Here is a 16310-nt window from a genome sequence, read left to right as displayed (position 1 = left end):
AAATAAAAAAGAGGTATTGGCCGATAGGCAGAAAAAACAGTTGATAGGAGGTTTTATGAGGCCCGGCAAGCGGCTTACCCTGGCTTTTATTGCAGTGCTCGTTTTTCTCTCCGGCTGTAACGGTGGCGGTGCCGACACGGCTCAGTTCCTGCCGAACATGAACCAGTACATAACGCCGCTTGCCCCTCAGGGGGCCCGGTTCGAAACGTTGAACCCGGGGCTGCTCGACAAGCCGGAGTGGCTGGCAGGGCAAGCGGTCACGTCGGTGACGAGCCCGGACAACAAGACCCTGCTGGTGCTGACCAGCGGATACAATCGCGTCTATACCTCCACCCCCACTGCTCCCTATCCCTGGTACACCCCGGACTCCAACGAATACGTGTTCATCTACGACATCTCCTCCGGGACGCCGGTAAAAAAGCAGGTGGTGCAGGTCCCCAACAGCTACAACGGGATTGTCTTCGACCCGTCCGGCAAGGCCTTCTACGTGAGCGGCGGGGTGAGTGACAACGTCCATGTTTTCACCCGGATCGCCGACGGAACCTGGGGCGAGGTCGTGGCACCGCTCGCCCTGGGGCACAACAGCAGCGGCAACGGTCTTCCCTGGAGTGCCAATTTCGGGAATGGCTCCATAAACCTCCAGATCGGCGTGAAGCCGTGCGCGGCCGGTCTGGCCATTTCCAGCGACGGCAAGACGCTCGTGGTGGCTAACTACTACAACGACTCCATTTCCATCTTCAGGGGAGGCCTCAACAACTGGGCGCCTGCAGCGGAATTGGATCTGCGTCCCGGCAAAAGCGGCGGCGCCGCGGGGGTGCCCGGCGGTGAGTACCCGTTCTGGGTGGCCGTTAAGGGTACCGAGGCCGACGGGACCGCGACAGCCTACGTGTCGAGCGTTCGCGACCGAGAGATCGTCGTCGTCAAGCTGAACGGCTCCCCGGCCGTGACGGCAAGGATAAAGGTCGTGGGGCAGCCGAACAAGATGGCGTTGAACAAAGACCAGTCGCTCCTTTACGTGGTCGAAGACCAGTCGGATTCGGTCGACGTCATACGCACCGGCGACAACGCGGTCGTCGGCACCATCCCCGTCATCGCGCCGGCGTCGGTACTCCCTGCTTCGCTCACGGGACTCAGGGGCGCAAACCCAAACAGCGTCACCATCTCGCCCGATGAAAGGCGCCTGCTGGTCACCAACGGGAACCTGAACAGCGTCGCGGTGGTGGAATTGAGCGACACCCGCACAAGCGGTGAGGTCGCCGGGCTCATTCCCACCGGCTGGTATCCCAACTCGGTCAGCGTCAGTGCGGACGGGAGCTGGTTGTACGTGGTCAACGGGAAATCGGCAACCGGTCCGAATGCGGATTTCCGCTACAGTTACGGACCTCCTTCGCGTCCGAACGGCTTTCAGACCAACCACTACAACCCCCAGCTGACCAAGGCCGGGCTCCAGAGCCTCCCGCTTCCCGCTGCAGCACAACTGCAGACACTGACGGGGCAGGTCATCTCCAACAACCGCTTCTCCTATGCCGACGGTGCCAGGGACAGGGAGGTCATGAGCGTTCTCCAGGCCAACGTGAAGCATGTCATCTTCATCATCAAGGAAAACCGGACCTACGATCAGATCCTGGGAGACCTGGCAGTGGGCAACGGGGATCCGGCGCTCGCGGAGTTCGGGGAGCGCTACACCCCGAACCAGCACGCCGCAGCGCGGACATTCGTCACCCTGGACAACTTCTACGACACTGCCGAGGTGAGCAACGACGGCTGGGCCTGGACCACGTCCGGGCGCGCCCCGGATGTGGTGGAGCGCCAGTATGCGGTCGCCTATGCGGGGCGCGGGCTCAGTCTGGACACTGAAGGGACCAACCGCAGCGTGAACGTCGCCTACGGGACCCTCGCCGAACGCAAGGCGGCCAACCCCCTCACCCCGGACGACGACGACCTCCTGCCCGGACAGACCGACGTGGCAGCGCCGGATGGCCCGGGCAACGAGGTGAACAAGGGGTATCTTTGGGACGCGGCCCTGCGCCGGGGTCTTACGGTCAGAAACTACGGCTTTTTCCTGGACACGACCCGCTACAACATCCCCCTGGCTGCAGGCGGCATACCTCTTTTGAAGGATCCGGCCGCCGTTGCCACCCAGGTCGCCTACCCCTCCAGCGCCGCGCTTGCCCCCTGCACCGACATCTATTACCGCGGCTTCGACAACTCGTTTCCCGATTATTACCGGTTCAAGGAATGGGAGCGGGAGTTCGATGCCTACGAGACTTCCGGCACCCTTCCGGCGCTCAGCCTGGTCCGCCTCATGCACGACCACACCGGCAACTTCGCCACCGCGATCGACGGGGTGAACACACCGGAAATACAGCAGGCCGATAACGACTACGCGGTCGGCCTGCTCCTGGAAAAGCTCTCCAAGAGCCCCAAGTACAAGGACAACACGCTGGTCTTCATCATCGAGGACGATTCCCAGGACGGCGGCGACCATGTCGATTCCCACCGCAGCATCGCGTTCGTGGCGGGGGCGTACGTGAAGCAGGGAGCGCTCGTCTCCTCCCACTACAACACGGTGAACTTCCTGCGTACCATCGAGGAAGTCCTGGGGCTTACGCCGATGAACCTGAACGACGCCCTGGCCCGGCCGATGACCGATTGCTTCACCACGACCCCGGCGCCCTGGAGCTTCACCGCCAAGCCGGCAGCGATCCTCTACGGGACGACCTTGCCGCCGTTTGCCGGGCTCGCCCCCCTGGGCAAAAAGGCGCAGGCGCCGAAGCCTACCCACGACGCGCAGTACTGGGCGAAGGCCACCAGGGGAATGGATTTCTCCTCCGAGGACAAGTTCGATTTCGCACGTTACAACCGCATCCTGTGGAAGGGGTTGATGGGCGAAAAGCCCTATCCCGCGGCCCCTAACGGAAAGGACCTGCGCCGAAACCGCAGGGAACTGCTGTCCCGTTACAAACTGGCGATGAATTAGTCGCGAGGAGGGGGGCGAACCGGCGCCGGACGCAGATGTGGCCGGGCCGGTTCGCATAAAACGGAGAGGGGGGATTTCGTGGGCAAAAAAGAGGTGCGGGGCGACAAGCCGGTCTCCGGTATGAGCAGGCGTGACTTCATGAAATGTTCGGCGGGAACCGTCGCGTGCCTCTACCTGGGTGCGTTGAACACGGGGTGCGGGAGCTCAGCGGCCGACGATTTCCCGGTGGTGGTATTCTCCGACGTCCATTTCAACCCCTTGTACGACGGAACGCTTTTCCAGGCGCTGATAGCAGCCGATGCGAGCCAATGGGACGGGGTTTTCAAGACATCGGGCATCACCTCCCCTTCGGCGTGGGGCAAGGATTCCAATTACCCCTTGCTCGAGCTTGCGCTGGAGAGCATAAAGGCGGATCTCGGCGCAAGCCCGTTCGTGATTTTCACCGGGGATATCCTCGGGCATGGTCTGCCACAGATCTTTTACTACCACCTAAACGGCACCACTACCCCCCGGGATGCCGCGGATACCGCGGCCATGCAGGCCTTCACGGACAAGGCGGTTGCCTTTTTCATGGACAAGGTGAGGAAGGCTGTCGGAAAGCTCCCGGTCTTCTTCGCCCTCGGCAACGGCGATTCCTACACCGGATACGGCCCGGACAGTACCTTCCTCTCCAATACGGCGGAACTGTACTACACGGCGCTGCTAAACGGCATGGGCGAGCATCAGGAATTCCTGAAAACCTTCACGAGCGGCGGATATTACTCGGTGGAACCTCCAGGAACGAACCTAGTGGTGATAGGGATGAACACCATAATTTTTTCTCCGCTGGTAGCGCCGGTTCCCGGCGCCAATGACGCCGCCGTAGCCGCGCAACTGGACTGGCTGGACTCAAGGCTTGCCGCCGCAACGGTCGCCGGCAAAAAGGTATGGCTTTTGATGCACGCCCCCCCCGGCGCGGATCTCGGCACCACCGCGCAGCCTGCCCACGTGGATGCCAATGGCCATATTTCCAGCGCCACCATGATGTGGGTGGCAGGGTACCAGACAAGGTTTCTGAAGATACTGGACAATTACCCCGCAGTGGTTTCTCTTACCCTTGCCGGACATACCCATATGGATGAATACCGTATCCTCCCTTCTTCCGGCACGGTCGAAATAACGCCTGCCATAGCTCCATATTTCGGCAACAACCCGGCTTTCAAGGTTTTCACCATTTCCGGCCGTACCCTAAAGCCCGTTGACTACAGCTCATTCAACTACGTCCTTGCCGCTGTTCCTTTAAGCTTCTCCCGTTATTACACCTTCTCGGCGGCCTATTCCCTGACTGGCAACCTGGATGCCTCCCTGGCCCGGCTTACTCCGGCGCTGGTGACCAACACCGCAGACCAGGCGCTCTACCGGGGGTACTACTATTCCGGCCACAATACGCCGGTTTCGGTCAGCGATACCTTCGTCAACACCATTACCGGTACCAACTGGCCCATCTACTGGAGCGGCATCGGGAATATGGATGAAGACGAGCTCGTCGCAAGCGTAAATGCTTATTGAGATAATCTGAACGGGTCAGAAAGAGGCGAAGCAGGGAGCTTCGCGTGGAGTGAAGCAGGGAATGAAAAGGCCCTTGGCATTTGCCAAGGGCCTTTTCGTTTGCCGGCGGAAGGAAAGAGCCCTTTTAGTGCAAAGCAAACGACCTGCGCGGCAGGGCCCAGAGCGGGAATGACAAAAATCGCTGCCAAGCTGGCGACTATGCCTGTTTGACACTCGGAAATGGGCCGGTACATTCTTTTACTGGAAACAATTTCGACAGTTCGCGTTCACTACCCCAACCGCGGTAGAGCCGAGGGAGGAGCACCGGGGATGCCCGGCCTTTTTCACGATGATAACCGGTAATGGAGGTTTCCATGAACGTACCCGAAAGAAACTTGGTTCTCTCACCCCGATGGTTGGTGACCGCCGTGGTCACGTTCCTGTTCGGATTCACGGTGCTGGGCTATCTCGCCTACCGCAACGCCAATGAGGGTCCCCCGGTTCCGCGGGAGGTGAGGGCGACGAACGGCACGCTGCTGTACACCGGCGACGACATCATCGGCGGTCAGTACATCTTCCAGAAGCTGGGGCTCATGCAGTACGGCACCATTTTCGGCCACGGCGCGTATCTCGGCCCGGATTTTACCGCACAGTACCTGCACTTAAGCGGCGAGAAGGAAGCCGGGTACTACTCGGGGCAGGGGCTTTCGGCCGCAGACGCGGCAGCCAAGGTGCGTGCCGAGCTGAGAGAAAACAGTTACGCCGAGGACGGGGGGGTGCTCACCTTTTCCCCTGAGCGGGCGCGTGCACACACGGAGCTCATCGACTACTACCGCGGCTGGTTCGGGCCGCCGCAGTCACAGCAGGGGTTGCAGCGGCCTTACCTGGGCGACCCCGAGGAGATCAGAAAGCTCACCGCCTATTTCTCCTGGGCTGCCTGGGCAAGCACCGCCCGGCGTCCCGGCACCGACCACTCCTACACCAACAACTGGCCGCCCGATGAGCTGGCGGGCAACCGCCCCACCCCCGGGATAGTGATGTGGAGCGTGTTGAGCCTGATAGCCCTGCTGTGCGGTACCGGCGCCATCCTTTTCGTGTTCGGCCGCTACGAGTTCCTCGGCTGGCATGCGGCGGATGAATACTCGGCGAAGATGGAGGCGCCGGAAAAGGTGCGGCTCACCCCCTCGCAACGCACGGTGGCCTGGTACTTCGTGGTCGTGGCGGGCCTCTTCCTCCTGCAGGGGCTGCTGGGAGGGGTGAACGCCCACTACCACGTGGAGCCCGCCGGATTTTACGGCTTCTCTTTGGGGGACGTTCTGCCGTACAACCTCTCCCGCATGTGGCACGTCCAGCTCGCGCTCTTCTTCGTCGCCTCAAGCTTTCTCGCCATGGGGATCTTCCTCACCCCCATGATCGCGGGAAAGGAGCCGCCGCATCAGGAGAAGCTGGCGCTGATCCTTCTGGGAGCGCTGGTGGTAGTGGTGGTGGGGAGCCTCACGGGGGAGGCCATGAGCCTCAAGGGGATGCTTTCCACCGCCGGGCCATGGTTCTATGTCGGGTCGCAGGGGTGGGAATACCTCGATCTGGGGCGGCTGTGGCAGATACTGCTGACGGTGGGGATGCTGATATGGCTGGTCATCCTGGTACGCGGAATGAGGGAAAGGCTCCGGGGGGAGCATCCGGGAAACATGCCGTGGCTCTTCATCTACAGCGCCGTTTCCATCCCCCTCTTCTATGCCGCGGGGATGCTCTACGGCAAGACGGCCCACTTCAATCAGGTGGAGTTCTGGCGCTTCTGGGTGGTACACCTGTGGGTTGAGGACTTCCTGGAGCTCTTCACCACCATCATGGTGGCCTACGTCTTCATGCTCCTTGGGGTGGTGCGCATGCGGGTCGCCACCACCATCATCTACCTGGACATCATCCTCTACTCCATAGGCGGGGTGCTTGGAACCATGCACCATCTCTACTTCAGCGGTCAGCCTGAGGTGCACATGGCGTTCGGTGCGTGCTTCTCCGCCCTGGAAGTGATCCCCCTGCTGCTACTCACCTACGAGGCGTGGAAGTTCATGGGCCTCGGGGCCCCGGCCGGCAGCTCCATGCTCAGCACCGCCGCCGAGGTGTTCCCGCACAAGTGGGCGGTGATGTTCCTGATAGCGGTCGGGTTCTGGAACTTTCTGGGAGCGGGGGTGTTCGGCTTCCTGATCAACCTCCCCATCGTGAGCTACTACGAGATCGGCACCCAGTGGACCGCCAACCACGGTCACGGTGCCATGATGGGAGTGTACGGCATGCTCTCCCTGGGCTTTTTCATGTTCGTGACGCGCTACTTCGTCCCCCTGGACCGTGCCAGCAACCGCGCCATGGCCATCGCTTTCTGGTGCACCAACCTGGGGCTCGCCTGCATGCTTTTTTTAAACCTCTTTCCGGTGGGGCTGCTCCAGTTGAGGAAGATCCTTGCCACCTCTTACTGGCAGGGGCGGCAGCCGGAATTCTTCGCCGACCCTGCGGTGCGCTTCTTCGAGTGGCTGCGTCTGCCGGGTGACATCCTCTTCATCGTAGGGATCCTCCCGGTGGTGTACCTTGCCGTGCGCATGTTCCTGAACCGGAACCATCCGCGTGTTCTCTAGGTCCGACGCTGCCCCCCGCTTTGCCGGCGGATAGAAACCGGGAGAAATCCTGCATCGAAAAAGGCCCTTGGTGCCATCCCAAGGGCCTTTTGTCATGAATCGCGGCAGTGAGCGCTTCGTGCTTCAGCGCCGGAGCCGGCGCTGCGCCCTTGTTAGGCCCCGGCCGATTCGGATTCCGGCTCCGTGCTGTACTGCTCCAGTACTTCCCTCAACGCCTTGAAGTCCACCGGCTTGGTAATCACCTGGGTCACCCCGCCCGCCAGGAAGCGCTCCTGGGCTTCACCCATGACGTGAGCGGTGAGGGCGAAGACCGGGACTTCGCGGTTGGGGTTGTCTTGCGGCAGCTGCCGGATGGCCTGCGTGGCGCTGAGCCCGTCTATGTCGGGCATGGAGATGTCCATCAGGATGACGTCGAACTCTTCCTCGGCCACGCGGGAGAGGGCCTGCCGCCCGTTGGCCACCACCGTGGTACGGTGCCCCGACCGTTTGAGCATCTGCGTCAAAAGCTCCCGGCTCACCGCGTCGTCCTCTGCCAGCAGGATCTTGAGGGCGTTGTCACGGTGAGGGGACGCCGCATCCCTGCCTTTTTGCTCGGCCGCCCCCGAACTTGCGCTCTCGGCGACCTGGCAGACCACGGTGAAGTGGAATACCGCACCCCGCTCCGGCTTGCTGGCCAGCCAGATGGTCCCTCCCATAAGTTCCACCAGCTGCTTGCAGATGGCGAGCCCGAGGCCGGTGCCGCCGAACTTGCGGGTGATGGAGTCGTCCGCCTGGGTGAACGGCTCGAACAGGTGCTGCGCCATCGAGGGATCGAGCCCGATCCCGGTGTCGGCGATGATGAAGTGGAGCCGCAACTGTCCGGGACCTGCGGGGGAGGTCTCCACCTGCAGCGAGATCACCCCCTGATCCGTGAACTTGATGGCGTTGGACAGCAGGTTGGAGAGCACCTGTTTCAGGCGCAGCGGATCGCCTATCAGTCCCAACTGCAGCGCGTCCAGCGGCGTGCAGTCAAGTTTCAGCCCCTTCGCCAGAAGTCGCGGCGTGTGCACGCGCAGCGTCTCGTCCATGACCTCGCCCAGCAGGAACCGTTCCTTTATGATGCCGATTTTGCCCGCCTCGATCTTGGAGAAGTCGAGGATGTCGTCGATGATGGCGAGGAGGTTCCCCGTCGCCTGCTGCATCGTTTTCAGGAAATCCCGCTGTTCGGCCGAAAGCGAGGTCATCTCAAGGAGCTGCACCACACCGAGGATGCCGTTGATCGGCGTGCGGATCTCGTGGCTCATGTTGGCGAGAAAGAGGCTCTTCGCTACGTTCGCCTTGTCTGCCGCCTCCTTGGCCAGCCGCAGCTCCTGGGTGCGCTCGTCCACCTTGCGCTCCAGCTCGCGGTTCGAGAGGTTCGCCTTTTGCTCCGCGCGCTTCAGGTCGGTGATGTCGGTGAAGGTGAGCACCACCCCGTCCACCGACCCGGATTCGGTCCGAAACGGAAAGATCCGGTTCAGGAACCATTGCCCGTCGCCGCTGCAGTCCTCCTTCTCGATGTGCTCCCCGGTTCTCAGCACGGTCTTGGCATCCTCCAGCATCGATTGCCGGTGGGTGAGATGGTACGCGATGTGGTCGATGGGGCGGCCGATGTCCTGGGGGAGCAGCTTGAAGATCCGCTCCAGTGATGAGTTGTACCTGCGGATGCGCAGGTTGTGGTCGAGGAAGACGAGCCCGACTTCGATGCTGGAGAGCAGGTTGTCGTGGTCCCGGTTGAGCTGCAGCAGCTCCTTGTTCTTCAGCTCGAATTCCGAGTTCACCGTGTAGAGTTCCTCGTTTACCGAGTGGAGCTCCTCGTTGGTGCTCTGCAGTTCCTCGTTGCTGGCCAGAAGCTCCTCGTTGGTTGCCTGGAGCTCCTCGTTGGAGGTCTGCAACTCTTCGATGGTGGTGCTGAGGCTCTCCTTCACGGCCTGCAGTTCCCCCTCGAGCTCGATCATGCGCTGTTTGACGTGCTCCGAAGCAAGCTCCGCGGTCGGGGGTGGCTGGTCCCCTTCCTGGGCGGCCCGGGGATGCGCTTTCGAGGGGGTAAAGGATATGAAAAAGTGAGTCAGGTGGGCCTTTCGGTCCTGAATGGGGCGCACCAGCAGGTCGAAGCGTCTCTGCTTCTCGCCGTCCCGCACCACGATCTGTTTCATGCTGATGTCGGTGTTGGCCTTTTCGGCGCGATGGAAGGCGGTGCTCAGGGGTATCTTGAGGGCGTCGTCCACCAGGGTGAGGATGTCGTTTTCGTAGCGCCCCGTCGGGAGTTTCAGGAGCGACGAGGCGTCCCCGAAGTGGTGCAGGATCTGGCGCTTCTCGTTGACCAGCACGCCTGAAGGCATGTACTGGCCGAGCAGGAGATCGTAGTCGTACAACAGCTGGCGGTCCATGCTGACCGAGGGGCGTTCCGTGCGCTGCAGGGCTGGAAGGACGGAGCGCGCCGGTACGTTCTTGATGTCGATGTCGCTGGCGAACTTGAGATCGCGGGTCTTGCGGAACATCTTGGACGGGCTGTCCAGCGTCTCGAAGTCGGCGGCACGCTTGCCGAGTCCCTCGCTGCTGCCGAGGAACAAAAAACCCTTGCTGCGCAGCGCGAAGCTGAACAGTGCCAGCACCTTGTCCTGGGTCGGCTGGTCGAGGTAGATGAGCAGGTTGCGGCAGCAGATCAGGTCCATTCTGGTGAATGGGGGATCGCTGATCAGGTTGTGGGTGGCAAAGACGATCATCTTGCGCAGCGCCGGGCTCATGTGGTAGTGGGTCCCCTCCTGGTGGCAGAAGTGGAGCAGGCGTTCCTTCGACATGTTTCTCAGGCGCTGCGCCTCGTACTTCCCGTGGGAGGCGAACTCGATGGATTTGCGGTGCGCATCCGTGGCAAAGATGGTGATCTTTCCGGTGAAGCCGAGTTCCTGGGCTTTCTGGGTGCAAAGGATGGCCAGCGTGTAGGCCTCCTCTCCGGTGGCGCACCCGGCTGACCAGATCCTCACCTCGTCGTGGTCCTTGCGGTCACGCAGTATTTCCGGGATGACGATGTCTTCCAGCACCTTGAACGCCTTCGGATCGCGGAAAAACTCGGTCACCCCTATCAGCAGGTCGCGGTACAGTGCGTCCAGCTCCTCGGGGTCCCGGGCGAGCAGCGCCGCATAGGCGGTCGATTCCCCGACATGGCAGAACTCCATCCGTCTCTGGATACGGCGCGTTATGGTTGGCGGTTTGTACTTGGAGAAGTCGATGTTGTACTGGCTTCTCAACAGCGCGAAGATCTGCTGGTACTCGCCGTTGTACTGGTCGTCGGCCAGGTAGCCGTACAAGGCCTGCCGGCGCTCCGCGGCAGGTGTGCGGGCGTAGCGCACGATCGCGGCAGGCATCTCGTCCGGGTCGAGCATGAGGTCGCAGAAGCCGGTGGCGATGGCGCTGCGCGGCATGCCGTCGAACTGCGCCGAGTCCACGGTCTGCACCAGGACAAGTCCCCCGGCGTCGTGGATGTCACGCACTCCGCGCGAGCCGTCGGTGCCGGTGCCCGACAGGATCACCGCGATGGCCTGCGGACCGGAGTCCTCAGCCAGCGAGCGCAGGAAGACGTCGATGGGAAGTTCGGAGTGTTGCGCCGGCAAAAGCTCCGTCAGGTAAAGCTTTCCCTTCGCGACGGTCATGTGGGTCTTGGAAGGGATCAGGTAGATGGAGTTGCTGCGCAGGGTGATGCCGTTGGTCACGCGGTGGATGGACATCTTGGTGTGTCGGGCCAGCAGGTCGTCCATCAGGCTTTTGAAGTCGGGAGAGAGGTGCTGTATGACTACGAAGGCCATGCCCGAGTTAGGCGGCATGGCGTCGAAAAATTTTTCCAGGGCAGCGAGTCCGCCGGCCGATGCCCCGAGGCCAACGACGAAAGACGGTTTAGATTTGGACGCAACGGCGGTGCCATTGGTGGATTTTTTCATGGCCAAACCCTCCTCTACTATAAATCACGCAAAGCCCCGGGGGGCTAAAGAAGAGATACCCTCCTATATTGATCAAGTAGGTGAAAGTGACTGATTGGGCCGTGTGCCTTGAGAGTGTCTCCTTCTTTGGTTCTGGACAAAAAGTCAATACTTCCCTGTACTTCACATTAAATCCTTCGCTCAATGAAATGTCAATGACAACTATCGGACAGATTCGGTCTTGTTCAATATCCATTACTGGCACTGGCACAGTCGACTTCACACACAGACGGGTAGAAGCCACAGCAAAGAGAGCCTCGCGCGGCCCGGAGGGGGTGAACTTACGCGCTGGTCAGTTCCTCGATCCACCCCGACACCATCGATGCCAGGCCTGACTCCACAGCTACGTGAACGTGTTGGCAGTCATCGTTGAGGTTAACGATAGTTGCTTAAGTTCTTGTGCAGGGACCCGATAGTTAAATCATCTTGAGTCTCCTTGGTCGCTACGTAGATCGGTGGCATGTAGGGGGCATATACTACCGAGCGTGGAGGTGAGCATGAATTGGTTCTTGAATCTGGGGATCGGAAAAAAGCTGATGGGAAGCTTCGTGGCGCTTGCTTTGATTGCTGGCGGGGTCGGATGGATCGGAACAGCTAAGATCCATACGATCAAGGCAGCCGACACGCTCATGTACGAAAAAGTCACGATTCCCTTGGAGGAGATAAGTGCCATCGCAGTTGCTTTCCAGCGAGTCAGGATCAATCTGCGCGACCTGGTAGAGACCAACGACCATGCAGAGAAGGAGAAGATTCTAGGGACCATCAAGGGGCTGCGCACCGGTATCGGGGAGAAGGTCGCCGCCGTCGAGAAGACCATCCTGACCGAAGAGGGGCGCAAGCTCTTGGAAGACTACAAGCAGGTCCGGGTGGAATACGGGCAGTACATAGAAAAGGTCATGGAACTTGCCAAGATTGACCGTGATGCCGAGGCGCGGAGCATCCTCCAGGGGGGCGGGAAGAAGTCCGCCATACACTACCAGGAGGTGCTGGATCGGTTGGTGGACTCTAAGGTAAGCCAAGCCAAGCTGACCGCCGAAAAGAATGAGAAGGTAGCCAGCGAAGCGACCTCTTTCATGATCGGAGCCGCGGCGGGGGGAATGGTCCTCGCACTCCTTCTAGGATTCTTCATTTCCCGGATGATCACCGCCCCGTTGCGCAAAGGAGTGGATTTTGCTCACGCCGTCTCCAAGGGAGATCTGACCAAGACCCTCGAAGTAGGCTGCAAGGACGAGGTCGGGCAATTGGCCCAAGCGCTGAACGAAATGGTTGGCGGCCTGAAGGAGGTCGTAGCATCAGTGCAGAGCGCCTCAAGCAATGTCGCCGCGGGAAGTGTGGAACTCTCTTCGAGTGCGACTGAGATGAGTCAGGGGGCGAGCGAGCAGGCTGCTGCAGCCGAAGAGGTCTCCAGCAGCATGGAGCAGATGAGCTCAAACATCAGTCACAATGCCGACAATGCGTCCCAGACCGAGAAGATTGCGGCGCGTAGTGCCGAGAACGCGAAGGAGAGCGGGAAGGCAGTGGAGCAGACCGTCCGGGCCATGCGGGATATCACCGGCAAGATCAACGTTATTGAAGAGATAGCTCGACAGACCAACCTGCTGGCACTGAACGCAGCCATCGAGGCGGCTCGTGCCGGCGAGCACGGTAAGGGATTCTCAGTGGTCGCAGCGGAGGTCCGCAAGCTTGCCGAACGGAGCCACAAGGCTGCGGTGGAGATCTCGGAACTCTCAGCTAATAGCGTCGATGTTGCGGAGAAGGCTGGAGCGATGCTCGTACAGATGGTGCCGGACATCCTGAAGACAGCCGAACTGGTCCAGGAGATCAGTGCTGCCAGTCGGGAGCAGGGGGTCGGAGCAGAGCAGATAAACAAGGCGATACAGCAACTCGACCAGGTCATCCAGCAGAACGCTTCTGCCAGCGAGGAAATGGCTTCAACCGCGGAGGAACTAAGCTCGCAGGCCGAGGTGTTGCAGTCGAGTATCAGCTTCTTCAAGATCGATGGAGGCCGCACTGCCCCTCGCCCCACCGCCCTGGGACAGGCGAAGCCATCCAAGGGGATTCCCATTGCCCATGTTGTGCGTAAGCCTACTGTATCGTCGCGCACCAGCGAACATGGGGTGAACCTAGACATCAAAGAAGATCAGTTCGATCATAGCTTCGAGGCCTACTGACGTAAGGCCTGATGACCACTGCTGCGCTGTAGCCCCCAACCATAGTGCACACGGGCGGCAGGAAAAACTCTCCAACAATCGCAAGGAGAATCCTTCGCGGACCGGAGGGGGCGGAGCGTCAACGTAAAAAGGCCCTTGGCGGATGCCAAGGGCCTTTTTCAATTAATGGTCGGAATGAGAGGATTCGAACCTCCGACCCCCTGCTCCCGAAGCAGGTGCGCTACCAGGCTGCGCTACATTCCGGTTCTGAAACTCTGACGGGTCAATCAGGAGGAGAGATATATCAGCATTTATCGCCGATTGTCAAGCAATAAGAATCTTTCTTCTTCAAAAAATCCGTTTTCCGTTGTCTCCTCCCCCGTCAATCGGTTGAAATCACAAAAAAACTATTTCACCCTCACCTTGTAATCGAGCCTGAAATTCCCGCCGGCCCTGATAGTGCCGGACATGGGGATGCGCCAGGTGGTGATGTTGCCGTCGTAACCTGCGGGCGCTCCGCCGGCACCGGGCGCGGGCGCATAGCCCCAGGTGGCCCCCTTGTCACTGGAGTATTGGGGAACCCCCAAGGAGACGCCGGAAGCGGGCGCGCCGTCCGTGAAGGTGAAGGGTGTGCCGCCGCCCAGGTAGAAGGAGACGTAGGGACTCAGGTCGTCGGTGAGGACGACGTTGCTTCCGGCGCCTCCGCCGGTGTTGGCAACTTCGATGGTGTAAAGCACGTCCTGCCCCGGGTCGGCGCTGGAACGGTTGGCCGATTTGAGGATGGAGATGAGGGGCATGGCCGCGACGTTGAGGTCGGCGCTGGCGCTGCTGCCGGCAAGGCTGACCGGACCGGCGGCCAGCGGAGCGGTTGTGGTGTTGGTCAGGGTGCCGTAGCCGGAACTGGCCACGTTCAGGGTGACCTGGCAGCTTGCGCCGGGAGCGATGGAGGAAGAGGAGAAGCGCACGCCGTTGTCCCCGGCAGCGGATGCCGCTCCCGAGCTGTTGGTCACGCTGCCGCAACCGGCCGGAGTAAAGCTGAAACCGGTGTTGCGCAGCACCATTCCCGCGGGGAAGGTGTCGGTTACGCTCACTCCGGTCAATGGCGCCGCGTTGGCGGCGGGGTTGGTGAGGATGAGCGACAGGCTCACCGGTGCTCCCATGGCTACGGTGGCGGCTCCGAAGGATTTCGCAACCGTTGGGGGCGTGAAGACGTTGAGGGTAGCGCTTGCGCTGCTGGTATCGAGCCCCCCCCCCTCGCCGCTGAACCTGGAGGCGTTGTTCAGGTACGAGGCGGCGGCATCGCCGCGCACCGTCGCGCTGAAATTGCAGTTGGCGGTGCCCGCTGTCATAGCCCCGGCAGACAACGACACCGCCGACGTGGTGAAGGAGGGGGTGCCGCTGCAACCGGTGCCGGTGAGGGGGGCCACGCCGGTGACGGTGAGCCCGGCGGGGAAGGTGTCGGTGAAGGCGAGGTTTCTCTGCGCAGGCTTGGTGGTCGGCTCGTTCACGATGTTGAAGTTCAGGGTACTGCTTCCGCCCAGCGCGATGCTGCCGCTTGTGTAGCTCTTGGAGAGGGCCGGGCGCGGGGTGTTGGTGAAGGTGCAGGTCAGTTCGTCTCCGGCTACCGGCGTCAACGAGTAGCTGGAGGTGAAGAGCTGGTTCGGGAGGGCAGCCGCCGGGGTGGCGCCGCTGCCGGTGTAGGCGTTGCTGCAGGTGAGGCTGCCCGCGTATCTGGTGGCGGCAGTGCTCCCTGCCGCTTTCGTGTCGTTGAGAGTAAGAGCGATCCCGGGTGAACTGTTGAAGACGGTGCTGGCGGAAGTTTGCGTTCCCGAGGTGCTGACCGTGGTGGTTCCGGTCAGGGTGCCGCCACCGCTCGCGCTGACGGTGAATTGATCGCCGGCGTTAATCCTGGCGGCCACGTTCTTCACCAGGGTCACCCGGGGGCGCTTCGTGTTGGTGATGGTGCAGGCCCCGGCCGAGTTGGTCGTGTTCAGCGCGGCGCTCAGGCTGCGGGCGGCCGGGGTGGTCGTGAACGTGGGGGAGCCGGTTACCGGGGCGCAGGCGATGGCAGCGGTGTTGTCCCAGTCGCCTCCCGCCGCGCCCTCGGTGATGGTAAGTGTCTGGTCCGTGGCGAGCGCGTTGATGAAGACGCGGGCGGTCTCGTTGTCCTTTAAGGTGAAGCTGACGCTGTTGCCGGCCGCCGCGATGGTCGACGGCGAGTAGGTGCCGCCGGAGGCCGAGGTCGCGGTAAGGGTGGCGCCGGTCAGGACGACCACCTTCGACCCCGCCGGCCCGGTCGCGGTGAAGCTGAAGGGCTGGGTGCTCCCGTCCGGGAGGGTCTGCTTGGTGACGTCGACGAAGGCACCGGTGAAGACGCTGACGTTCCCGGCGACGGTGGCGACGCCGGCGTTGCACTTGGAGGGGGAGCCGTTACTGACGTCGCCGGGGCCGGTGCAGGCGTTGCCGGGGTTCTGCCAGTAGGTGACGACGTAGGGAATTTTGAGGGCGCCGGAGTTGTCGCCGGTGCAGAGGACCTTGATCTCGTCGACGGTGGTGGTGAAGTTCGCCCCGCCTTTGAAGTCGCCGCAGCCGTCTCCGTCCAGGTTGAGCCACGGGCTAGGGCTGGTCGGGAAGGCCGCGACGGAGCAGATGTTGCCGGGGGTCGTGTCGCGCGGGTCGTTCCCCTGCTGTCCGACGAAGAAGCCGACGTCGTAGCGGTCCGTATTGGTGCCTGAGAGCCCGAGTTCTACCTTGAAGCTGAAGGCGCCCCCCGCGATGCAGAAGGGGGGGGTATCGGCCTGGGCCGTGAACACCGGCGCTATGGTGAACTCCCCGGCCGTGCAGTTGAGGCCGCCGGTGCGGTAGCCGACGCAGGTCTGGTCTTTCCAGGCGCTGGTGGTGAGCGCAAGGGAGGCAGAGGAAGTCCCCAGAAGCGCAAGGAGCGCTCCCGCTACGATACCCGGAAAGTGCCAGTGCCGGCGCCTTCCGTTACCCTTTGTGACTGTCTTTGGGTTGTCGACTTTATGCATCA

Annotated in this window: 6 protein-coding genes and 1 tRNA gene; 4 read left to right on the top strand and 3 right to left on the bottom strand. The window is 61.6% G+C overall.

The features are described 5' to 3' along the window. The first annotated feature begins 55 nt into the window (after window positions 1-55). The 3 genes from KOM00_RS00975 (at window position 56) to KOM00_RS00965 (ending at window position 7137) form a co-directional block, all read left to right on the top strand. A complete protein-coding gene (locus tag KOM00_RS00975) occupies window positions 56-2980 on the top strand; it encodes a beta-propeller fold lactonase family protein (protein ID WP_216496964.1) in 2925 nt (974 codons plus the stop codon). Window positions 2981-3058: 78 nt separating this feature from the next. After that, on the top strand, window positions 3059-4528 hold the full coding sequence (locus KOM00_RS00970) for a metallophosphoesterase (protein ID WP_216496963.1): 1470 nt from the start codon (window positions 3059-3061) through the stop codon (window positions 4526-4528). A gap of 353 nt (window positions 4529-4881) precedes the next feature. Continuing rightward, a complete protein-coding gene (locus tag KOM00_RS00965; protein WP_216496962.1) occupies window positions 4882-7137 on the top strand; it encodes a nitric-oxide reductase large subunit in 2256 nt (751 codons plus the stop codon). 152 nt (window positions 7138-7289) lie between these two features. Here the strand turns inward: KOM00_RS00965 and KOM00_RS00960 are convergent, their stop codons facing one another. Continuing rightward, a complete protein-coding gene (locus KOM00_RS00960) occupies window positions 7290-11090 on the bottom strand; it encodes a chemotaxis protein CheB (RefSeq protein ID WP_216496961.1) in 3801 nt (1266 codons plus the stop codon). 536 nt (window positions 11091-11626) lie between these two features. Here KOM00_RS00960 and KOM00_RS00955 point away from each other — a divergent pair. After that, window positions 11627-13300, top strand: a complete 1674-nt coding sequence (locus tag KOM00_RS00955; RefSeq protein ID WP_216496960.1) for a methyl-accepting chemotaxis protein — start codon at window positions 11627-11629, stop codon at window positions 13298-13300. A 166-nt stretch (window positions 13301-13466) separates the two neighbouring features. Here KOM00_RS00955 and KOM00_RS00950 read toward each other — a convergent pair. Continuing rightward, window positions 13467-13543: transfer RNA gene (locus KOM00_RS00950), tRNA-Pro, on the bottom strand. A gap of 143 nt (window positions 13544-13686) precedes the next feature. Beyond that, window positions 13687-16308 carry a DUF7933 domain-containing protein gene (locus tag KOM00_RS00945; protein WP_216496959.1) on the bottom strand — a complete coding sequence of 874 codons (2622 nt, stop codon included), beginning with the start codon at window positions 16306-16308 and terminating at the stop codon, window positions 13687-13689. Between the last annotated feature and the right edge of the window lie 2 nt (window positions 16309-16310).

This window comes from Geomonas diazotrophica, from assembly GCF_018919385.1.
Taxonomy (GTDB): domain Bacteria; phylum Desulfobacterota; class Desulfuromonadia; order Geobacterales; family Geobacteraceae; genus Geomonas; species Geomonas diazotrophica.
This window is presented reverse-complemented; position numbering and strand designations above follow the sequence as displayed.

Excerpts from the sequence above, each read along its gene's own strand:
- KOM00_RS00975 (WP_216496964.1), top strand. The coding sequence starts at position 56 with ATGAGGCCCGGCAAGCGGCTTACCCTGGCTTTTATTGCAGTGCTCGTT.
- KOM00_RS00965 (WP_216496962.1), top strand. The coding sequence starts at position 4,882 with ATGAACGTACCCGAAAGAAACTTGGTTCTCTCACCCCGATGGTTGGTG.
- KOM00_RS00960 (WP_216496961.1), bottom strand. The coding sequence starts at position 11,090 with ATGAAAAAATCCACCAATGGCACCGCCGTTGCGTCCAAATCTAAACCG.
- KOM00_RS00955 (WP_216496960.1), top strand. The coding sequence starts at position 11,627 with ATGAATTGGTTCTTGAATCTGGGGATCGGAAAAAAGCTGATGGGAAGC.
- KOM00_RS00945 (WP_216496959.1), bottom strand. The coding sequence starts at position 16,308 with ATGCATAAAGTCGACAACCCAAAGACAGTCACAAAGGGTAACGGAAGG.